Origin of the sequence: Pseudoalteromonas sp. A757 (assembly GCF_004103285.1) — a bacterium.
GTDB classification, from domain to species: domain Bacteria; phylum Pseudomonadota; class Gammaproteobacteria; order Enterobacterales; family Alteromonadaceae; genus Pseudoalteromonas; species Pseudoalteromonas galatheae.
Genome location: NZ_QNQN01000067.1, coordinates 127,173 through 148,442, shown reverse-complemented (window position 1 = coordinate 148,442; position 21,270 = coordinate 127,173). Strand labels below are relative to the sequence as shown.

The 21,270-nt window shown below is 42.5% G+C and carries 22 protein-coding genes; 9 read left to right on the top strand and 13 right to left on the bottom strand.

Translation table 11 applies throughout. From position 1 onward, the window contains the following. Positions 1–51 precede the first annotated feature (51 nt). The 6 genes from DRB05_RS10745 to DRB05_RS10720 form a co-directional block, all read right to left on the bottom strand. The gene (locus tag DRB05_RS10745) at positions 52–1,857 is read right to left on the bottom strand and encodes a DEAD/DEAH box helicase (protein WP_128726930.1); all 1,806 of its coding nucleotides are present in this window, start codon (positions 1,855–1,857) and stop codon (positions 52–54) included. Between the two features lie 129 nt (positions 1,858–1,986). Next, positions 1,987–2,250 carry a GrxA family glutaredoxin gene (locus tag DRB05_RS10740; protein ID WP_128726929.1) on the bottom strand — a complete coding sequence of 88 codons (264 nt, stop codon included), beginning with the start codon at positions 2,248–2,250 and terminating at the stop codon, positions 1,987–1,989. A gap of 92 nt (positions 2,251–2,342) precedes the next feature. Next, positions 2,343–2,621 (bottom strand): peptidylprolyl isomerase, encoded by a 279-nt coding sequence (locus DRB05_RS10735; protein WP_010378882.1) that lies wholly within the window; start codon positions 2,619–2,621, stop codon positions 2,343–2,345. A 60-nt stretch (positions 2,622–2,681) separates the two neighbouring features. Then, positions 2,682–4,745, bottom strand: coding sequence for a TonB-dependent receptor (locus tag DRB05_RS10730; RefSeq protein ID WP_128726928.1), 2,064 nt, complete (start codon positions 4,743–4,745; stop codon positions 2,682–2,684). A gap of 109 nt (positions 4,746–4,854) precedes the next feature. Then, the gene (locus tag DRB05_RS10725) at positions 4,855–5,337 is read right to left on the bottom strand and encodes a TlpA disulfide reductase family protein (protein WP_128726927.1); all 483 of its coding nucleotides are present in this window, start codon (positions 5,335–5,337) and stop codon (positions 4,855–4,857) included. A gap of 83 nt (positions 5,338–5,420) precedes the next feature. Continuing rightward, positions 5,421–7,142, bottom strand: coding sequence for a lysophospholipid acyltransferase family protein (locus DRB05_RS10720; RefSeq protein WP_128726926.1), 1,722 nt, complete (start codon positions 7,140–7,142; stop codon positions 5,421–5,423). 116 nt (positions 7,143–7,258) lie between these two features. Between DRB05_RS10720 and DRB05_RS10715 the strand changes: the two genes are divergently transcribed. Together DRB05_RS10715 and DRB05_RS23085 are read left to right on the top strand one after the other, a co-directional pair. Beyond that, positions 7,259–8,185 carry a glyoxylate/hydroxypyruvate reductase A gene (locus tag DRB05_RS10715; RefSeq protein WP_128726925.1) on the top strand — a complete coding sequence of 309 codons (927 nt, stop codon included), beginning with the start codon at positions 7,259–7,261 and terminating at the stop codon, positions 8,183–8,185. Positions 8,186–8,321: 136 nt separating this feature from the next. Next, a complete protein-coding gene (locus tag DRB05_RS23085) occupies positions 8,322–8,456 on the top strand; it encodes a hypothetical protein (RefSeq protein WP_268960311.1) in 135 nt (44 codons plus the stop codon). Positions 8,457–8,483: 27 nt separating this feature from the next. On the opposite strand, the gene smrA is transcribed toward DRB05_RS23085, so the two are convergent. Together smrA and DRB05_RS10705 are read right to left on the bottom strand one after the other, a co-directional pair. Further along, entirely contained in the window at positions 8,484–9,065 is a 582-nt protein-coding gene (gene smrA / locus DRB05_RS10710) for a DNA endonuclease SmrA (RefSeq protein ID WP_128726924.1), read from the bottom strand. A 108-nt stretch (positions 9,066–9,173) separates the two neighbouring features. Then, positions 9,174–9,413, bottom strand: coding sequence for a hypothetical protein (locus DRB05_RS10705; protein ID WP_128726923.1), 240 nt, complete (start codon positions 9,411–9,413; stop codon positions 9,174–9,176). A gap of 360 nt (positions 9,414–9,773) precedes the next feature. Between DRB05_RS10705 and DRB05_RS10700 the strand changes: the two genes are divergently transcribed. From DRB05_RS10700 to DRB05_RS10675, 6 genes are all read left to right on the top strand, one after another. Next, the gene (locus DRB05_RS10700; RefSeq protein ID WP_128726922.1) at positions 9,774–11,384 is read left to right on the top strand and encodes a diacylglycerol kinase family protein; all 1,611 of its coding nucleotides are present in this window, start codon (positions 9,774–9,776) and stop codon (positions 11,382–11,384) included. Positions 11,385–11,467: 83 nt separating this feature from the next. Then, positions 11,468–12,871 (top strand): sigma-54 dependent transcriptional regulator, encoded by a 1,404-nt coding sequence (locus DRB05_RS10695; RefSeq protein ID WP_128726921.1) that lies wholly within the window; start codon positions 11,468–11,470, stop codon positions 12,869–12,871. A gap of 15 nt (positions 12,872–12,886) precedes the next feature. After that, the gene (locus DRB05_RS10690) at positions 12,887–13,102 is read left to right on the top strand and encodes a histidine kinase (RefSeq protein ID WP_128726920.1); all 216 of its coding nucleotides are present in this window, start codon (positions 12,887–12,889) and stop codon (positions 13,100–13,102) included. Next, positions 13,099–14,583 (top strand): sensor histidine kinase, encoded by a 1,485-nt coding sequence (locus tag DRB05_RS10685; protein WP_128726919.1) that lies wholly within the window; start codon positions 13,099–13,101, stop codon positions 14,581–14,583. Before DRB05_RS10690 ends, DRB05_RS10685 begins: the two co-directional genes overlap by 4 nt. Next, on the top strand, positions 14,573–15,022 hold the full coding sequence (locus DRB05_RS10680; RefSeq protein WP_010606594.1) for a response regulator: 450 nt from the start codon (positions 14,573–14,575) through the stop codon (positions 15,020–15,022). Before DRB05_RS10685 ends, DRB05_RS10680 begins: the two co-directional genes overlap by 11 nt. A gap of 113 nt (positions 15,023–15,135) precedes the next feature. Beyond that, positions 15,136–17,088, top strand: a complete 1,953-nt coding sequence (locus DRB05_RS10675) for a response regulator (protein ID WP_128726918.1) — start codon at positions 15,136–15,138, stop codon at positions 17,086–17,088. Between the two features lie 28 nt (positions 17,089–17,116). Here the strand turns inward: DRB05_RS10675 and DRB05_RS10670 are convergent, their stop codons facing one another. The 5 genes from DRB05_RS10670 to DRB05_RS10650 form a co-directional block, all read right to left on the bottom strand. Next, complete coding sequence (locus DRB05_RS10670; protein ID WP_128726917.1) at positions 17,117–17,371, bottom strand: hypothetical protein; 255 nt, start codon at positions 17,369–17,371, stop codon at positions 17,117–17,119. Further along, on the bottom strand, positions 17,355–17,792 hold the full coding sequence (locus tag DRB05_RS10665) for a phage holin family protein (RefSeq protein ID WP_128726916.1): 438 nt from the start codon (positions 17,790–17,792) through the stop codon (positions 17,355–17,357). Before DRB05_RS10665 ends, DRB05_RS10670 begins: the two co-directional genes overlap by 17 nt. A gap of 2 nt (positions 17,793–17,794) precedes the next feature. Further along, positions 17,795–18,124, bottom strand: a complete 330-nt coding sequence (locus DRB05_RS10660) for a hypothetical protein (protein WP_128726915.1) — start codon at positions 18,122–18,124, stop codon at positions 17,795–17,797. 774 nt (positions 18,125–18,898) lie between these two features. Further along, on the bottom strand, positions 18,899–19,474 hold the full coding sequence (locus DRB05_RS10655) for an outer membrane beta-barrel protein (RefSeq protein WP_128726914.1): 576 nt from the start codon (positions 19,472–19,474) through the stop codon (positions 18,899–18,901). A gap of 62 nt (positions 19,475–19,536) precedes the next feature. Beyond that, positions 19,537–20,100 (bottom strand): BON domain-containing protein, encoded by a 564-nt coding sequence (locus tag DRB05_RS10650; RefSeq protein WP_128726913.1) that lies wholly within the window; start codon positions 20,098–20,100, stop codon positions 19,537–19,539. Positions 20,101–20,335: 235 nt separating this feature from the next. On the opposite strand from DRB05_RS10650, the gene DRB05_RS10645 reads away from it, so the two are divergent. Beyond that, positions 20,336–21,220, top strand: coding sequence for a mechanosensitive ion channel family protein (locus DRB05_RS10645; RefSeq protein WP_128726912.1), 885 nt, complete (start codon positions 20,336–20,338; stop codon positions 21,218–21,220). Positions 21,221–21,270 lie beyond the last annotated feature (50 nt).

Sequence of the window (21,270 nt, the reverse complement as noted above, 5' to 3'; positions counted from 1 at the left end):
ATATAAATAAAAAAACCGCTCAGTTGAGCGGTTTTTTCTTAAGAGCGTCGATTAAGAAAAGCTAATTTCTTTTCTTTCGCGCTTTTCTCTTCTTTGACCTTCAGGACGGCGCTTATCACCACCGCCACTACGTGGGTCTTTAAAGCTACGCTTACGGTCTCTTTGCTCTTCACCTCTACCCTGACCTTGGTCAGCAGGGTGAGTGCTCTTAGTCATGTTCATAGGGCGCTGACAAATGTGAACGCTCTTGAAGTGGCTAAGTACATCACTTGGCATATTCTGCGGCAATTGAACCGTGCTGTGTTCATTGAACAGACGGATTTCACCGATGAACTTGCTTGAGATATCCGCTTCGTTTGCGATAGCACCAACGATGTTCTTAACTTGAACACCATGATCACGACCCACTTCGATACGGTAAGTATCCATTGGACCTGATGCACGATCACGGCTACGAGATTTGCGCTCACCACGGCTACCATCTCTGTCTCGACGCTCTCCACGACGATCATCACGCTCTCTACGCTCGCGCTGTTGAATTTGAATATCTTCAACTTTCAGCGGCGTTTGTTGCTGTGCCAGACACAATAGCGCTGCTGCTAAGTCTTCTTGGCTCAGCTCTAGCTTTTGTGCAAGGCCTGACGCCACTTTTGAGAAGAACTCAATGTCTTTGTGCTCAAGCGCTGCAGAAATCTTAGTCTCTAATGCACCAATACGCTTTTCTTCAACGACTTTCGCACTTGGTAATTCAACCTGTGCAATATCAGAGCGCGTATGGCGCATGATGTTCTTAAGTAAATAACGCTCGTTGTTCTTAACGAACAAGATTGCTTTACCTTGGCGGCCAGCACGGCCTGTACGACCAATACGGTGAACATAAGCTTCACAGTCTTGTGGGATATCGTAGTTAACAACAAGGCTTAGACGCTCTACGTCAAGACCACGTGCTGCAACGTCAGTTGCGATAACGATATCTAGTAAGCCGTTCTTAAGACGGTCTACTGTGCGCTCACGCGCCTGCTGGTTCATGTCGCCGTTGAGCGGTGCAGCTGAGAAGCCTTCACGCTCTAGTAGCTCTGCAAGCTGAACAGTGTCATTACGTGTACGTACGAACACGATAGCACCGTCGTAATCTTCCGCTTCTAAGAAACGTACGATCGCCTTGTTTTTGTGTGCAGTTGCACGCCAGTAAACTTGCTCGATCGTGGATACGGTAGAGTTACGCGGAGTGATCTTAACTTGTTCGGCGTTGTCTAAATACTTATTACAGATTGATTGGATCTGCTTAGGCATAGTCGCAGAGAACAAGCAAGTTTGCTTCTCTTCCGGTGTTTTTTCCATGATGCTTTCAACATCATCGATAAAGCCCATGCGTAGCATTTCATCTGCTTCATCAAGTACAAGTGCGTTTAGACCAGAAAGGTCAATCGTCTTGCGGTTGATATGGTCAATCAAACGACCTGGTGTTGCCACAATAATTTGGGCACCACGGCGTAGAGCACTCAACTGAATGCCGTAGCTTTGACCACCATAAAGCGCTAATACTTCAACGCCTTTAGTATATTTAGCATATTGCTGAAAAGCTTCAGCAACTTGAATAGCTAGCTCACGCGTTGGCGTAAGCACAAGAATTTGCGGTTGTTTAACGGATGCGTCTACTTGGTTTAACAATGGCAGTGCAAATGCTGCCGTTTTACCTGTACCCGTCTGCGCTAGTCCCAGTACGTCTTTTCTTTCTAGCAATAACGGTATACATTGAGCTTGGATCTCAGAAGGTGTTTTATATCCCAGCTCTTCGACTGCTTTTAAGATTGCAGGAGAAAGGTCTAAAGATTCAAACGTGACTGGTTCTGACATTAATGCGCCTCAACTATTTTAAAGAGGCGCGAATTGTACAGGAAAGATAAAACAAAAGCTTGCATAAATTCACACTATTTTATATGTGCATGATATTGATTAAAATTTAATCTGCATGGTTTTGCTAATTTACTGGTAGAGGCCCAAATTTGCTTTTGCGTAGGCTTCAAATTCAGTAAAGCCACCAATGTGAGCTTGGTCAATAAAAATCTGGGGTACGGTAGGACAAGGTTTACCCGCTGACTTTTCAAGGTCGGCTTTGCTTACCCCTTCTTTTACGATGTCAACATAGCGAAAATTGAAATCATCGCGCTCTTGCGTTAAACGTTCCGCTACTTCTTTAGCACGAACACAAAACGGGCAACCTTCACGACCAAAAATAACAGTAAACATATTTTTTCTCCTCTAAATGAATAAATTTAGTATAGAGAATTAATCATGAAGGTAAATTGAATTAACATGATGGGGTTAATCCAAAAAAGCGATTAACTCCGATAGACGGTTTTGATCAAGTGGAATCCAAACTTGGTTTTTACTGGGCCGTGTACTTCAAATAGCGGCTTCTTGAATACCACATCGTCAAAGGCCTTCACCATATCCCCTTTATTGAACTCACCAAGGTCGCCACCGCGCTTTTTTGAAGGGCAAAGGGAATGCTGTTTAGCCAATTTGCCAAAGTCAGCACCTTTGGCTAGTTTGGCTTTGATATCTAAACACTCTTTTTCGGTTTTTACTAAAATATGATAGGCGCACGCTTTAGGCATGAAGGGACTCTCATTACAAAAATAAATGCGATCATGCAGAGCTTGTGCGCCTATGGCAAGTTAAAATGTTACGCTGAAACCTATAGAAGGACGCATTTCAAAGTCATCGCTTTCCTCTTCTATATATAAATCATTGATTGATTTGACTCTATCGTAGTCAAGGTCAACATAGGCAGTATTGTCTCGGCCATATGCATTCATTAGCTCCAAAATTAGCTTGCCATCGAGACCAAATAATTCTGTTTTGCGTTCAAAACGAATATCTAGACGGTGGTAAGTGTCAAAACGCTCTGAGAATGGGTCGCCATACACAGGCAAGTAGCGGTTCGCAAATTCAGGATTCTCTTTTACACCCACAATTGGGGTATAGGCTTGACCGCTACGAGCGGTAAAGTTAAAGCCGCCAGACCACTTTTCACCAAAGTCATAGTGAAACACGGCATTCAGAATAAAAGGAGTATCGGCATAATAGTCACGCTTAATGCCGGTTAGCTCATCCTCACGCTCACTTTTTGCAAGACTTACTGCAACCCAACCATACCAGTCATCGGTTTTGTTTTTGTTAATAATAAAATCAACACCGTAGGCTGTACCGGAAGTCCCATTGATGTAGTTTACCTGAGATAAAGGGGCACTTTTTGGCAGGTCATCCATAGTTTTATAATAGGTCTCGACGGAATATGACCACTCATTTTCTAACTCCTGTTTAAAGCCTAAGGTATAGTGAGTTGAACGCTGTGCTTCAAGTTCAGGGTTACCAACAACAGGTAAAATGTATTCAAGATCTTGAATACGGCTGTAAGTACCAGCCTTGGCTGAGATCACGGTGTCATCGTTATAGAAGTAATTGAGCGCAAGGCGTGGATGGACAATGGTCTCATCACTGTAGTCATAATATTCGCCTACTATTCCTAATTCACTTTGCCATTTTGGTGAAAACTGCCAAACATGATTAATCCCAATAAAGGCAGAATCTGTTCCAGCACTCGATGTGCCCTTAATCCTTTCACCTTTATTTAGATCACAGTCGGGGTCAAACTCGGTGCAAACATAATTAAAAGCGTCGTAGCGGTAGGTGGATTTTTTGTCGTAGTAGCCAGCATCAGCAATGACACGTTGTTCTTTATTTAGTTTATAACTGGCTCGTACTTTATAACTGAGTTGTTCTTCTTCAAAATTCTCAAAATAGCCATCAGATAAAGTCGCACGTTGACCGTAGCGCATGGTGGCTTGGTGATTGAGATACCCGACGCCTGCGCGAATATGTAAGTCTTTGGCGTAGTGGTCCCACAAAATGTTCTGACTATTAAATTTACGAATATAGCGAGCATCACCCTGATATTCTGGAGTTTTAAGAGCAAGATCTGACGCACCTGAAAACCCAGCCGCAACCGAATCTTCCGCGCCATTGATATTTACCGTTAAGGTATTATTTGCATTGATATCCCACAGCCACTTGGCTTGATAGTCGTGGTCATCCGGTGGATCGTTAATGGTGATCCCTGTAGGCTTGCCATCATCGTCCTCAAGCTCCTCGCCATCACTAAAAAATAGCGGTAGGGTACTTTTTCTTGCTGACACATAGAATGCAGAGTTTTCAGTCGCTTTACCTTCAACAAAAATACCTGCGTTAAACATGGTTAAATCTAGTGTGGTGGCAATATCTTGGTATTTTGGATTACGCAGCGTGACGTCAAACACGGCACCAGTGGCATTGCTGTAACTGGTACCAAACCCAGCAGAATTCAGCTGAAAATCTTGAATTGTATTGCGGTTGAAAATAGAGCTGCCGAAATCGTGAAAGATATATCCTGCGGGCATAAAGTCCACTTCAAAGATATTGTCGTCAGGAGAGGAGCCTCGCACGGCAGGTGCGCCCATTGAACCACCCGCGGCAACAACGCCAGGCAGAGCAAAAGCAGCCCTGAGTGGGTCGCCCATAGCTCCTGGCATGTCTACAAGTTTTTGTGCATCTTCGGTAATTTCTGAAATAACTGAGCTGCGTTTGTAAATAACTTCGATGTGTTCAATTTTCTCCTCATCGGCTAATGCGTTATTGGCAAGGGTAGTGCAAAGCACGAGGAGTGAAATTTTACTGAGCGTAAAGTTCGGGGCGTGGCGCATGGTCGGCTTCCTATTCATCCTTTGTTAAGATGTGCGTTAGCCTAAACGAAATAATTGTTGATTAATTTCAGAGAGTCGTAATTAACTGTAAGCGGTTTAATGAAATTTCTTACAATCTCGCTCGGATCCCTATCTCGGATGAGTAACCAACAGAGCGCTCGGTTATTTTGAAGCCTTCATCAAGTACATAATATGTAGGGTAAGCCTGCACTTTATACGCTTGTGCCGTGGTTTGATTGCCGAGTAATACGGGCATGTCTAATTGTAGATCGCTGACAAACTTTGTTACCTCTTCGGTGGAACGATAATCCAGTGCAATCGCCACTGCTTTGACTTTGCCTTGCTGATGTAGTTTATTAATATTCGGCATGCTCACTCGACATACGCCGCACCAAGGCGCAAAAAAATACACGACGCTTTGTTGCCCTTTAAGCTGAATAGACGAATAAGTTTGCTTGGATTGTAAAATGGGTAGATGAAATGGCGGCGCCGTTTGTTCTCCCGAGTCGGTAAGCATGTTTCTTTCTTGATAGGCTGAAACGGCGAAAAACACCAGCACAATGATGAAAGCTTGGCCAAGCAGCTTGAGCATACAAATGATCCCGTAATAACAGTAAGCAACTATAAAGACCGCAGTGTAGCGATCTTTATTGCAGCGGATCAATGTATTTGAGCTTAAGCGTAGGGGTTGTCGCCTAGGTAGCGTTTCGCTTTTTGCTCTTTCAATTTAGCTAAGTCAACGAGTACCAGACCATCGATACAGTTATTAAAGTCGGGATCTATACTAAAGCTCAGAAAGTTCACGCCTTGCTCTTCGCAGAGCTCAGTATACTGTTTAAATAAGGTTGGTACTTGCGCACCCATATTAGCAAGAATATGTTTGAGCTCAGCGAAATCTTCTTTGATGTCATTGCCACTGAACATGTGTTGATAACGGTTAAGCTGATCATTACTCAGCTTCATTTCGTTGTTCGGCGTGGCGATATCAGCAAGGTTTGAAAAGTAATGTTGGTAGTGATATACCAACATGGCTTTTGCTTCATCCGGTAACGCGTTTGATAGACTGACTGCACCAAACATATAACGGTGCTCTGGGTAGCGCTTTACGAATGCACCAATCCCATACCACAGGTAATCTAGGCTCTTGCGACCCCAGTATTTGGGCTGCACAAAGCTGCGACCAAGTTCGAGGCCTTTTTCAAAGTATGGGGTCATGGCTTCACTGTACGAAAATAAGCTGTCGGTATAAAGCCCCGCTTGTCCATGCTCCTCTATCACTCTCTTGGCACTTGCAAGTCGATAAGCCCCCACCAGCTCGAGTTGTTTCGTATCCCATAGCAACAAATGGTGGTAGTGCATATCATACTTGTCGATATCACGCCGGTTACCACTCCCTTCTCCCACTGCCCTAAAGGCAATTTCCCGAAGGCGTCCAAGCTCTCTAAATATCACCGAGCTGCCGGTGTATTGGTAAACGTATATTTGCATGCCATCAGGTGTTTCACCGATACACTCGCATGCTTCCACTGCCTTTTTTAGTTCTTTACGATTTTCTGGAACTGCTATCGGGGTTTGTGTTTTGAGTGGCAGTGGTTTTTTACTGGCAAGACGATAGAGTTGCTTACGAATAAGCGCGACTATCTCTTTGTCTTTAAGGTTATCAATAAGATAAGACTCTGGAGGAATGCTGGCGCCTATTTCAAATTCTAGCGACTTTTGCCTTTGTTTAAACATCTCTTTGACCAATAATAAGCTGGCTAAAGGCTTGTAAATCATACTGGTGCCGTAAAAGAGTGGACTGTTTTTCGCTTTGATAAAAATGGGTAGAATGGGGCAATTGGCTTTTTTAGCCATTCTTAAAAAGCCAGAGTTCCATTTACAGTCTTTAATACCGGTTGGGCTTAAGCGAGAAACTTCGCCTGCAGGGAAGATAAGTAATGCTCCCTCAGACTTCAAATGCTTGTGAATATTTGCCAGTTCTTGCTTTTTACTGGTTCCTGAGAGGTTATCAACAGGCAGTAATAGGGGATGCATTGGTGTAACCGACATCAACATCCGATTAGCGACGACCTTCAAATCAGGTCGTACTTGTGCCAGCACTTTGATTAGTGCCAGTGCATCTAAAGAGCCAATTGGGTGGTTTGCGACGATCACCACCGGCCCTTCGCTTGGGATATGCTCTATTTGCTTTGGTTTAAAACGAGCGTCAAAATCTAATTCATCAAGTACTTGTTCCACAAACTCGAGCCCCTGCAAATGAGGGTAGGTATCAGCAAACGCGACAAACTCTTGCTCATGCAAGAGATAACCAAGTCCTTTTTTTACTAAACCTTTTACCTTTGGGGAGTTTTCAAGTTGTGGAAGATTTGCTTCAATGACTTTATCTACACTGATCATTTTTCATCACCTGTTGGCGCTTTTTTGCAAGAGTAAAAACTATTAATGACAAGCATGTTGCATTGGTATGTCATTTATTTTGCAGTGATAGCGTATAGCGAAAATAAAGGAACAATATGGCTTTACTTATTTGTGTTACTGGTCGTAATAATGACAAGTTAGTTGCTGAGTTAGCAGCGCTGCTGCCGCAGCAAACCTTGCTTGAATGGCCCGTTGATGATGTTAGCTTATTAAAGGAGGTCGAGTTTGTACTGGCATGGAACGCGCCAGAGACGCTATGGTCACAGCTTCCAAATTTAAAAGTTGTGCATTCTTATGGTGCCGGTGTTGATAGCATTCCGATGCGGCTGTTACCACCACATGTAGAGGTTGCGCGGATCGTTGACCCAAATTTAGCTGATGATATGGCTGAATATGTATTAGGCCAACTATTAAGTCATAAGCTTCGAGTTAGAGAGTATGGGCACAATCAATCTCAGCAAATATGGAAGCCAAGGCGCGCAAGAACAGGTCGCACGGTTGGTATTATGGGGATGGGACAACTAGGCCTTGCGGTCGCGCAAAAGCTATACGTAAATGGGTTTAATATCAAAGGCTGGTCCGGCTCTGCAAAACAACTCGACAATATTGAGCACTTCAGTGGGCAAGAAGAGCTCGCAGCCTTTCTTGCAGACCTTGATTACCTTGTGTGTCTTCTACCATTGACTGAACATACCAAAGGAATATTGAACGCCCAGCTGTTTGCACTCGCGCCGGATCATTGCGTACTCATAAATGTCGCAAGAGGTGGCCATCTTAACGAGACGGATTTACTCGACGCGTTAGCGGCTGAGACATTTGGAGGAGCTATTTTAGACGTATTTAACACAGAACCGCTTCCAGCATCACACGCCTTTTGGCAGCAGCCAAACCTTAGCATTACTCCACATGTTGCCGCATTAACCAGTTTGAATACGGCTGCTGAGCAAATTGCTAACAACTATTTAGCGATGCAGGAGGGCAGAGCACTCGTTCATTTAGTTCAGAAAAAGCAGGGCTACTAATTGATTAAATGGTGGTAATTAGCCATAGAGTAAGGTGCAAAGAGAATAGTATAAACTACTGTATAAAAAAACATCTTGAGAGTTTATGAATGATGCATTAATTTAACAAAAAAACAATAATAAAAAGGTCGAACCCATGAAGCAAAGTCAAGGTGGCGCGAAATTATCACTTGTTGTGGTTTCGGTTATTTTGTTAGGCGTATCTGCTTGGTTTAATCAAGCAAGTGCTGGTGAACTTCAGGGGACGATACCCACCGCAAATAGCAAATAAGCCGAGTTTTACTCGGCTTTTTGTTTTTTAGCGTTTAGCGTGGCGCTCTCTGTTTTCATGTTTTTTCTCTTCACTTTTTCTTAGCAGTACGTACGTAGAACCGCTACCACCATGGCATTTTAACGCTGAGTGAAACGCCAATACTTGCGGCATTTCTTGCAACCACTTGTTTGTATAGCTTTTGAGTACTGCAGGAAAGGGTTTACTGTTTAAACCAATGCCGTGCCTTAACAATAACACCCGAATACTTTTTGCATGGCAATCCGTAATAAAGTCAAACAAAGCTCTACGGGCATCATGAAAGGGTTTGCCATGTAAGTCTAAGGTGGCATCAACTTGATACTTACCTAATCTGAGATTTTTATACACGCCATCTTGAACACCACTTTTTTTATAGGCGAGTAGATCGTGCGGATCTAATAGATCAACGTACTCTGTAGATAAGTAATTAGGATCAAACTCCAGTTCTTGCTCGGCGGCTTCGCGTTTTGCGAGTTGCGAAATGGTTGGTTCGTTCTTGTGACGGCGTAATTCTGCTTTTTTGTCTTGAGCGAGAGGAGTGACGTCGCCCATTGAAGCTAAAAATAGCTCTTCATCAGTTATGGCCATACTGCTTCTCCATTAACAAGCAATGATGGCCATAATTTTAGCGCACCGAAGTGAAATAGGGAACTAATCGCTGGGAACTAGTCGCTAGGAACTAGTTGCAGCGGAGAACTAGTGAACTTCCATTTGACCAAAGGTGTAGACTTTGAATAGATAAAAAGTATTTATCAAAATCAGGCTTAGGTTAGAAATTACACTGGTGTTCATCAGATCAAGGCTAAACGAGATAAAAAGTACGCCACATGCGCACACAGCAGCTACTCTTAGTAGCGTTTTATGGTTAATAAAAAAGGCACCAAAACCTAAAGTAAGTAATACTAAGTTAAGTAGCCAGTCGAGCTCGTTTGCCATTGTCTGTTTGGTTCTCCAAATACGTTTAAAGGATCGCCATTATGGTGATCATTTAAGCTTCATTCAACTAATATATTTTATTGTTTTCACATTAGAAATTTTAATGGATTAACAGTGCCTGAATAGTTATGTTACGGCTGTTGCATAAGTCGTTATAAATCTATGTTAACGCTTTTAATTTCTTTATGACTTGACTGGGTTAATATTGAGTATCTTAATGATAAATATAAACAAGTTTATGAATCAGCGCAGATTAAGAAATGCATATCTATACTTAGTTACATATGTACAAACCTAAGAGAATTCCGCACAAGGCGATAACAAAAAGCCGTAGGCGACAAAAATAATTAAGGAAAGGCAATGAAAATGCTCAAGTACTACCTGTTTGCAAGTCTCTGTTTAGCTGCACTCACGGTCCACAGTATAGGCTCTTGGTTAATGCTGCCGCTTGCGTGGTTTACCGTCTCGATATCGTTAGTTACTTTTGCTTATGCTACCAACTATCCCCATATATTTAGAAAGCACGGTACAGGCAAGATCCCTTGGTATGCAACTTGGCTATTTTGGCCCTATTTAGGGTGCGTACATTTGTACAATGCGATTGAACGAGGCAGAGATGTTGTGGACGCGTTTCAGCCGCTAACTGATGACTTATTTGTTGCTTGTCGCTTATTCCCAAGCGACGTGGATATGCTCAAGGCAGAAGGGATAGAGGCTATTTTAGACGTAACTGCCGAGTTTGATGGTTTAAACTGGTCTGCGGAGCAGCAAGGCCTACATTACCTCAATATTCCGGTGCTAGATCATCAAGCACCCACCTCAGAGCAATTAGCGCATGGCATGGCATGGATAGCAGCGCAGCATGAATTAAAGCGAAAGGTTGTGGTGCATTGTGCGTTGGGGCGAGGACGCTCAGTGTTCTTTTGCACTGCATATTTGCTTGCAACCAACCCCGATTATACCGTCCGTGAAGCGCTGGAGAAAATCCAAAACCGCCGTGAAACGGCAAGGCTAAACAAGCATCAGCTAAAAGGACTAACAAAGCTACATCATAGCCAAACTTTTACCCATAACGAACGGGCCGCGTTAATCATTAATCCAGTATCGGGATCAGGAAAATGGTTCACCTACGAAAATGACATTGTGGGTATGCTGACGGAAAAATATAACTTATCCATTCACTTTACAGAGAAAGACACAGACGTTTCGGCATTGGCTACTCGAGTCATGTCCGAAAAACAGCCAAATATCGTAATTGCAGGAGGCGGTGACGGTACACTAGCGAGTGTTGCTCATGGGATGCATCAAAGTGATGTACTGTTTGGTATTTTGCCTTTAGGAACTGCTAATTCTCTAGCGACCGTGTTACTCGGCTCACTGTCCAAAATAGATCCCATTAACCGTTCTTGTGAAGCAATATTAGAGGGTAAAACCAAGCCTATTGATATAATGAACTGTAATGGTCGCACCGCACTTTTAGCTGCGGCAATTGGATTTGGGCAGGAAATGATCGAAAAGGCTGGGCGTGAAGAAAAGAATAGCTCAGGACAACTTGCCTACATTAGAGGGTTATGGCAGGCAGTGAGTGAAAATAAGCCCCTCAATTTTAAAGTCAGCTTTGATGGTGCTGAGCAATCTCAAATAGATTGTGTTAGTCTGGTTATAGCGAATGCGGCACCTAAAACCACCATTCTTGCTCAAGGTCATGGAGAACCAATCTATGACGATGGCAAACTGGACATTACGATTTTACCGGTCGAGCCGGATGGTGCGCAGAACCTTACGGTAGCCGAACTTATTTTACCTAAATTAGACGGCAAACCTTCTAATATTCGCACAGAACAGTGTGAAAAGATAAGTATCGAGTTTGAGCAGGAACAACACTTTGCATTAGATGGTGAAGTGCTGAGTGCGAAAAATATTGAAATAGTGATCCAAAAACACGCGCTGAACGTAATGGTTCCGAATTAGGTATTTTGCGGCCATTCACTTAATGTGCATAAGATAAAGATCAAAAGTGGAAACACTATTAGAGCATTGAGAGAGGGACTCAATTGAAAACCGTTTTATTAGTAGATGACGATCATGATTTCGCAGAGCTGGCTTGTCGTATAGTTGAATACTTGGGACATGACGCGTGTTTAGCAAATGATTTGGCGTCGGCCAGACAATGGTTAGAAACGCAAAGTTTTGATCATATCTTTCTTGATTTTATGCTGCCGGATGGCAGTGGTTTACATTTAGTGGACGAAGTTAGAGCTGCAGGGATCCGTACACCTATAACGATGGTTACGGGACATCCATCAGTAAAGTCAGCCTTGTCTCAACTTTGTCATGACGGGGTAAGTTATCTCACCAAACCCGTTGATGCAGACGATTTTAGAAATGCGCTAAGCCCTTCTAAAAACAAAACTAAACGAACCGAGAGTCAAGCGCACTTTGGTGTGCTGCTGGGTGAGTCTTCCAAAATGAAACATCTATATAAGATGATAGAGCGCGTGGCGGGCACCGACGCTAATGTGATGTTGATGGGGGAAAGTGGTGTAGGTAAAGAGATGTTTGCACGCGCCATTCACAATGCCAGTACAGTAACTGGGGATTTGGTTAACGTAAACTGTGGTGCAATCCCGAAAGACTTGATTGGAAGCGAACTCTTTGGTCATGAAAAGGGGGCGTTTACAGGTGCAAATGCTCAAAAAGTCGGAGTGTTTGAACAAGCAGAGAATGGCACTTTATTTTTGGATGAATTAACCGAGATGCCAATTGAGCAACAGCCAAACCTATTACGTGTACTTGAAACGCATACGGTGACACGAGTTGGTGGTACTAAACCAATAAAAGTAAATTGTCGGGTCATATCTGCGACTAACCGCAGTGTTGAAGACATTGCTACCAATGATGTACTGCGAGAAGATATTTATTTCCGTTTGGCAGTATTTCCAATCCATATTCCACCGCTCAGAGAGAGAAAAGAAGACATTCCTTTGCTCGCTGAGCATTTTCTGCAAGGGTTAAACAAGAAAGGTAATAGTCAATTTGTGATTAAGGCGGCGGATATGAATCGCTTAGTTGAATATGACTGGCCTGGTAATGTGCGTGAACTTAAGCACACGATTCATCGTGCCTATATTATGGCAGATCACGATGATCACAGTTTAGTATTTGATGCGAACTTCGCTTCACCATTTGCGCAGGCAAAGCGCATGGTGGAGCATGCACAGCTTAATCGCACTCCAATTCCACCACAGGTGGGCACGTCAAGTAGAGCAAACGCCATTCAAGTACCGACGCCTGAAATGAAGCCTGGTAAAACGATTGAAGAGGTAGAAAGAGAGCTGATCTACCAGACGTTAGAATCAGTAGAAGGTAATAAGACACTGGCTGCGCGAATGCTTGGGATCAGTACAAAAACACTCTACAACCGTTTAAACGCCTATGAAGGAGAAACACAGTCATAATTTCGGGGAGGAACAATGACACAACATGGTCAAGGTGAGCTTGCGAAATTAGTGCATGACGCACGCAAACCTTTGAATCAAATTTCAATGAACTCAGAGTTGATTAAGCTTATTGCTGAACAACCCGGTTCTCAACAACAGATAATCGAGATAGCTAATACGATTATTAAGGCAACTAAAGAATGCAGCGAGTTGTTACAGACGCTGGTGGAGCAAGGAAATAATGAGTGAACAATGAATCCAGAGTAAGCGCTTTTATGAACTTAAGCAATAAACTGAGTTTCATCTGGTTTGCCGTGATTGTGAGCGTAGGGCTGGTAGCGTCCAATGCGCTAATCGGTTTTAACAATGTTAAAGAGTTAAACCAAGTTCAAGAGAGTATTCGTAATACCAGCGAAGTGATGATGTCTCTGGATCAGCTTCATATCGCGATGTTAAATGCAGAAGCTGGACAGCGAGCATTTTTAATCTCAAATAAAGAAAGTGACTTAGCGCCGTTTGAAAAGTCATTGCAAAATCTTAATGAGAGTATTGCGAGAGTTGCCCAGAACCACTCTGAAAGTGATGTGCAGCAGCAAAAGATAAATAGCTATATTGACGGTGTGAAGAGGCGATTTAAAACGTTACAGAGTACGATAGTCGTTGCGCGTAATACCGATACGGGGAATGAAGCTTTATTACTTGATCGCGCTTCGGACTCTGGTGGCGATCTACGGGAAGAGTATACTCGGATCATGGCCGCGGAAGTGGATATCCGAGCTATTCAATTAAATCAGTTAAAACGGGTACGAAAGGAAGCACAGACTAATATCGTGGTGTTTACTTTGCTAAGTGCCGTGATGATTTTTGCCATATTGCTACTATTGGTCGCAAATCTGCGCAGTACCAAACAAGCTAAGCGCGAGTTAGAACAAGCTAATGACCACCTCGAAGAAAAGGTACAGGCGCGTACTGAAGCGTTAGAACATTACGCTGAAGAGCTTAACCGTAGTAACCGAGAACTCGAAGATTTTGCGTTTGTTGCCTCCCACGACCTGCAAGAGCCACTAAGAAAGATCCGCGCTTTTGGTGATCGCATCGAAAAAAATTATGGTGAACATTTGGATGATAAAGGGAGGGATTATCTGGCTCGGATGACAGGTGCTGCGCAGCGTATGTCGACGCTAATCACTGACTTGCTTGAGCTATCCCGTGTTACCACCAGAGCAAAACCATTTGAAGAGCAAGATCTCAATCAAGTTTTACAGTTTGTGTTGGAAGATTTAGAAATTGCGGTCAAGGACAGCAATGCAAGTGTGAATGCCGCCGTTTTACCGACAGTAAAATGTGATGCCAGCCAAATACACCAACTATTTTTAAATTTACTTTCTAACGCTATCAAGTTTAGAGTAGACGGGCGTGATCCGGTTATTACGATTACAGTTGAAAACAGCCAATTGGTGGGCCAAGATGCCTATACTTTAGTAGTGGAAGATAACGGTGTTGGTTTTGACGTTGAATACGCGGATAAAATATTCTCGCCTTTCCAACGGCTACATGATAGAAAAAAATATGCTGGTACTGGTATTGGCTTAACCGTGTGTAGACGCATCGTTGAGCGGCACGGTGGGGCAATTTCAGCAACCAGTGAAGATGGTAAAGGTGCTAAATTCACGATCACATTACTCGTTGAACCAACACCAATTATTCAGGAACTGAAAAATGAACTATAAAAAAACTCAGCCGATCCATATTTTGATGGCGGATGATGACGAAGATGATCGCTTGCTAGCTCAGGATGCGCTAGAAGAGAGCCGTGTACTCAATGCGTTTCAATTTGTTAAGGATGGGGTTGAGCTTTTAGAATATTTAAGAAATGAGGGCCAGTTTACTGATAAGCAACAGTACCCAAGACCAAACCTCATTTTACTTGACCTGAATATGCCAAGAATGGATGGCCGAGAAGCGCTACAAGAAATTAAAAAGGATCCAATACTGCGCTCTATTCCTGTAGTCATCTTAACGACTTCGAAAGAGGAAGAAGATAAGCTAAGAGGATATGACTCTGGCGCGGCATCTTATATTACTAAGCCTGTTGATTTTGATGGCTTAGTGGATTTGATGAAGCATTTAGGCAAGTACTGGATTGAAATAGTAGAACTGCCAAATTAACCCTATTGCGCTTGTGCAAGCAAGCGCTCACACACTCCAAGTCGTCCTATACTTGTTTCAGCCTGTCGTGACGACCTAAACGAGTTACTATCACTTCATTTACGGAGGCCAATATGACAAAGGAGTCAGTCAGTGAAGTCAATGTGTTACTCATTGAAGATGACGAAGACGATTATATTTTAACCTTAGATTATTTGGAGTCGATCCCTAACTTTAAATTTAATCTCGTTTGGCAGAGCCAATACCACCAAGCTCTAGAAGCGCTGGAGAGCAATGGCTTTGATCTTTGCTTGTTGGATTATCAGTTAGGCCCGCAAACTGGGTTAAGTGTGTTAAAAGAAGCCAAAGCAAGACAGGTTCATACGCCGATAATCATGTTAACGGGACAATCGGACGAAGTCTTGGATAACGACGCATTGAAAGCGGGCGCTGAAGATTTCGTACTTAAGTCAGAAATAAGCAGCGCGCGGTTTATTCGTTCTATCCGTTATGCTTTGGCACGGAAAGAGCTTGAACGTGAGCGTCTTGAGCGATTGCGAGTAGAGTCTGACAGTCGAGCAAAAGACCGCTTTTTGGCTCATTTAAGTCATGAACTAAGAACGCCACTCACTTCTATCTTGGGATACACCAATCTCCTCCTATCCCGGGAAGAATTACAAAATGTTAAGCCTGAGCTATCTATTATTAATAACAACAGCGAGCATCTACTTAATTTACTCAACGATGTGCTCGACCTGTCAAAGCTAAAAGAAAACCGATTACAGCTCAATAAACAAGACACATGCTTGAGTAGTTTTCTTAGCGACTTGTATAGTTTGTTCAAAATGGCTGCTGCGAAAAAAGGCTTGAGTTTTAGTATTGAAGCTAAAACGCCACTCCCTCAAGATGTAAAAGTCGATAAAACAAGGCTAAAACAGGTACTTATCAACATTATTTATAATGCGATTAAGTTTACGAGTTCTGGTTTTGTGAAGGTCGAGATCACACTACAAGCGGATGCAAAGCTTGAATTCAAGGTAATTGATACGGGCATTGGTATTCCTGCAGCCAAGCTTAAACGTATATTCAAGCCATTTGAACAAGTACAAAACGTTACAACACGCACGGATGAGGGCGCTGGTCTTGGGTTAGCTATTAGCTCAGCACTGATTAAATTGATGGGCGGTGAGCTGGCGGTTGAGTCGACCTTGGGAGAGGGGAGTGAATTTGGCTTTTGTATCGATCTAGAGAAGGTAGACGGAGCGGCTCTTGCTCCACTTGTGTTAGATAAAACGCAAAATGCAGCTAATAAAGCGCTCCCATCGGACCTAAAAGGGCATATCCTTATCGTTGAAGACATTAGTGAGATACAGATGTTAATGCGTACTTTGATTGGCCAAACAGGTGCAACGGCTGAAATTGCAGGCGATGGCATTGAAGCGCTTGCGATGCTTAAGGATAACCCAAATAAATATGATTTAGTCTTTATGGACTTGCATATGCCAAAAATGGATGGTCGAGATACTATTGTTGCACTTAGAGAGCGTGATATTGACTTACCCGTTATCGCATTGACCGCTGCCGCCCAAAAAGGTACAAAAGAAGAGTTAAAGGCGCTTGGCTTTAGCGATATGATGAGTAAGCCTATCAATGTACCTGAGCTGGGTAAGTGTTTAAAGCATTACTTGAGTGATAAGTTGCCATCACCTAGCATTGATATGATGCAAGCCGATGGTACTTTGCAGTTTTTAGTGGTAGAAGACGATGCAGATACGCGCAACTTATTGAAGTTGCTACTGAATTCATTACAAGTGAATGTGGTTACGGCCGATTGTGCACAAAACTGTTGGCAACACTTCGTTGGCTCTGAGCGTTTTGACACTATTTTACTGGACATAGGCCTACCTGATAAGTCCGGACTTACGCTAGCGCGAGAGATCAAGGAACAAGATCCCAGTCAACATATTGTGATTGCTAGCGGTTTTGATCCTGAGCCGGAAAAGTTGGCAGAGTCGCAAGTGGATGAGGTGTTATTAAAGCCTATTACCTTGGTGGATCTGAAGGAAGTTAAAGAAAAGCTGGATTAAAGGAAGTAGTAAAGAATAGCTCGAGGAGTTAAATTAAGCCTTGAGCCATTCTTTGCAATAGCACTATTTTCCTTAATGCACCAAATTTGCCGTATTTAGCGCTAAGCGCGCCAAACATAAAAACAAAGCCCATTCCTTGCGGCGAGCTGATCGCGCCGGTGAATACCTTTTTGGCTTTTACATGAGTCAGTCGATTAAATTGTTTAGCATCGATAAGTCTTTTCTTCTCCGCCACTACCTCTTGGTGCAATTTATCTGTAATAAACTCAGCGAGTTTCGTCATTGCTTGCCTCCGACTTCACTACCGGGGTAAAAAAACCGGATGTAAGATCATTTATGCTGTTATTGAACAGCTTAAGCCCTGTCACAATTAAATAATATATCACCGCGATATTGATAGTCAGAACAATGCCTGCTGAAATAAACCAGCTAAGCCCTGCATAGGTTAGTGCATACGCGAATAACGCATGTAGGCTACCCCACACCATTGCCGTTAATATTAACGAAAATAGGATCAACCCTAGTGCAATACATAAAGTTTTAAGGTTAGCTCTAAATTTGGCTCCTAATAAGCTAATTTGTGCTTCGGCGATTTGCTGATAACTGTTTATTAATAGAGACACAGAGTCTTTAAGCTCAGCGAGCGCTGGAGTGCGCTCGTGAGCAGCTGCTTGACGGTCTCTTACTTGAGCTTGGTCTTGCATGATTACTTATTCCTTAATAGCATAGTTGCCAACATACCCAGTGAAAATGCGATACCAGCCGTTTTTACTGGATTTTCGGTGGCATACTTTTTAATACCTGATGTGTTCCACGCACGTTCCCACTCTTTACGCTTAGCACCGATGGCTTCGCTTGAATTGTGGCTCTTCTCTCGTAGCGACGTTTCAGTGCGAGAAGCTGAAGCGTGCAGTGAATCTACAGAAGCATGCAATGTGTCTGCGATTTGATCCGTAACAGGATGGCTAGAATCGTGTCCATTTGCCTGCGGTTTAGCTGTGTTGCTTGTCTGTGTTTGATTTGCTTGATTACTCATAAACTACTCCTTATTCGTTTAGTTCACTCTTACTAATGCAAAGGCTTTGCCATAATTAAAGTGTTTTAAATTCAATTGCTTATGGTTTTTCGTGTTCAGGATTGATACGTAGTTACAAAGGTTGTAAAAATTTCATGGAAGAAGTACAGGGTATCGTGTAGCGAGAGTAAGGGTTGAATCTTGCCGCTGGCGCAAGGTTAGTGCCGTCTTTTCTTGCTAGAAGGCACTAACCATTGACCAAGTTATTGTAACCCTCTGTGATTGTTCGGGTAGCGATGCTTTCGGAATTGAACTTTACTGACCCACGTTGTAAAAACATTTACTACAGCAAAGCAACCCAGTGCGGCACTTATACCGATCAACATATAAAGCATAAAGTCGAAATAGAGAGACAATTCCATATAACCTCCAAGCTCAATATAGTAATTCAGGTCTTATAACTCGGTATTAGTTGTATAAATTCAGTTCTAAGGTGGTGACAAAAAATGGATTTTCAAGTCTGCTTCATGGCTGTTTAATTGATGTTTAACGTGGACTCAAGGATAGAAGATAGTGAGTTGACAAAGCCCGCTCAAAGAAAAAATTGTTCAATGGATATTAGCCGAGCTGAAAAGTAGAGGACAGCCAACCATAAAGCGATTAACTTAATATGCCAAAATGAAATCTAAAAAAGGCGCTACCAAGTGATAGCGCCGAAACCAAGCTCTTGTGGAAGAGCTAGGACTGAGTCAAAGGGGAAATAATTGGGGGCTACTATGGAGCCAAAATTACTGCTTAAAACTGATATTCGATAGAGACGGCAGCTACGTCCATATCTGGGTCGATATCGTCTTCAAGTTCATAACGCGTGTATTCTAAACGCATATTAATGTTTTCATTCAGGTGAAACTCAACGCCTGCACCGTAAAGCCAGTCGCCACCTTCAAGGTTAGATGAAACACGGCCTACAGCTGGAATATCCGCGTAGATATCAGCATCCCACTCAAGCCAGCCACCTTTTGCATATACCGAGAAATGCTCATTTAATGGGGCTGAGATACGCGTCGACAAAGAAATACCGTCAATTTCAGCGGAGTTATCAATGTCACTTGCTTCGTCGAAGTTTTCGTAGGCAAGCTCAAAGCTCCAATATGGATTGATTTTAGTACCCACATAAGCTTTTAACATAGAAGAGTCATCGTCGAAAGAGGTGTCGTTCTCACGATCTTCCCATTGGAAAGAGTATTGGCCGTAGCCGATACCTGTGTAAATTTTATAATCATCTAGTCCAAAATCAGACTCCGCGTGAGCAGCGGTAGATGCAAGACCTAGAGAGGCTAGTAGCGCAGCGGCAATAGTTAATTGTTTCATCTTTACTCCTTAAATCAATGTAAGTATGGGAGGGGGAAATTCCCCCTCAAATTAAAATTGGCTTATGATTTTTTGGTTACACGAAGGTTGTCTTTTACTTCTTTAACATCATTAGCATTTTTCGCGATTTGAACTGCAAGGTCGCGTTCTGCTTCACTGCCTACGTGACCGTTTAACGTTACGACTAAGCCTTCAACATCAACATCAATGTCAGTGCCATCTACGTCAGTGTCGAACAGGTAACGAGACTTAATTACCGTTGCGATTTTTGCGTCAGTAAAGCCCGTATCACTCTCATAATTACGCTCTTTTTTGCGCTCATCTGACATTTCTACAATTGTCAGGTCATTTTTCACTTCTTTTACGCCGTCGATACCTAGTACAAGCTCTTCAGCTAACTTTTTATCTACTGAATGTTCGACTTTACCAGTAAGTACAACAACACCATTTTTTACGTCAGTATTAATGTCGAAGCTGTTCAATTCACCGTTAAAAAGCAGCGTAGCTTCCGCTTTACCATCGATCCAAGCATCACTTGCCTCTTTTTCCCAAGAGTTATCAGCGGCGAATGCTGAAGCAGTAGTAAGTGAAGATACAAGTACAGTTGCAATTAATGTCTTTTTCATAATGAAACTCCTTTAATTTCGTAGTCGAATTACTTATTGCAGCTGTTGTGCCAGTTTTTAAGTTGTTGAAATTAATGGCTTTTTATTTTTATAGGAAACAGGAAGGAAGAATTTACCGAGAAAATGTGCATATTACTTTGTAATAATTACCTTTTTAATGAACCGCTAATTAATATAACTAGGAACGATTACTGCATCCTAACTTTGTTGAGTACTTATATAGGAATGTGTGATTATGAACTTAGAAAAGTTTTGGACATTAATTAATGATAAGTTAATCGCTTGGCTTGAAGCGGGTGTGCAATTACTGCCCAATATGATCCTAGCCTTAATGGTTATCATATTTTTTACGATTCTAGCTAAAATATCATCTGTTTGGTTTTCTAAAGCGATAAGAAAAGCAATAAAGACCGAACAAGTCGCTTCTCTTATTAGCTCTATATTTAAAGTTTCTATTATTGCTATCGGGATTTTCTTTGCTCTAGATATCGTGAAACTATCAGGCGCTGTGATGTCATTGTTGGCTGGGGCTGGGATCATAGGCCTTGCCATTGGCTTTGCATTCCAAGACATGACAGAGAACCTCATTGCTGGATTTGTGATGGGAGTCAGAAAACCTTTTATGGTCGGTGATATTATAAGAACCAAGGATTGCTTTGGCACGGTAAGCAAAATCAATTTGAGAAATACCTTAGTAGAGAACTTTTACGGCCAACTGTCTTATATTCCCAACAAAATTCTCTTTAAAAATGAACTACAAAATTACACTAAACTTGGCAAGCGAAGAATAGAAGTACCTGTTGGTATCTCCTATGCGGACGACCCAGAGCAAGCTCGAGAGGTGATTGTCGAGGCAATTAATAAGCTTGATTTTGTGGTAAACCAAAAAGAAACGGATGTCTATGCCGAGTCTTTTGGTGATAGTTCTATTAATCTTCTCGTGTGGTTTTGGATAGACTATCCAGCAGATCCCGGCTTTATGGTAGTCAGGCACAAAGCAATTTGCACCATTAACCGTGTGTTAGCTGATAACGATATCTTAATTCCTTTCCCAATTAGAACCCTGGACTTCAATGCAAAGGGAAGCGCGACCTTGAGTGAGCAATTATCACAGGAATAATTTACATCTAGCTTGTAATATTTTCACCTGTCTGTACACGGTCAGATTAA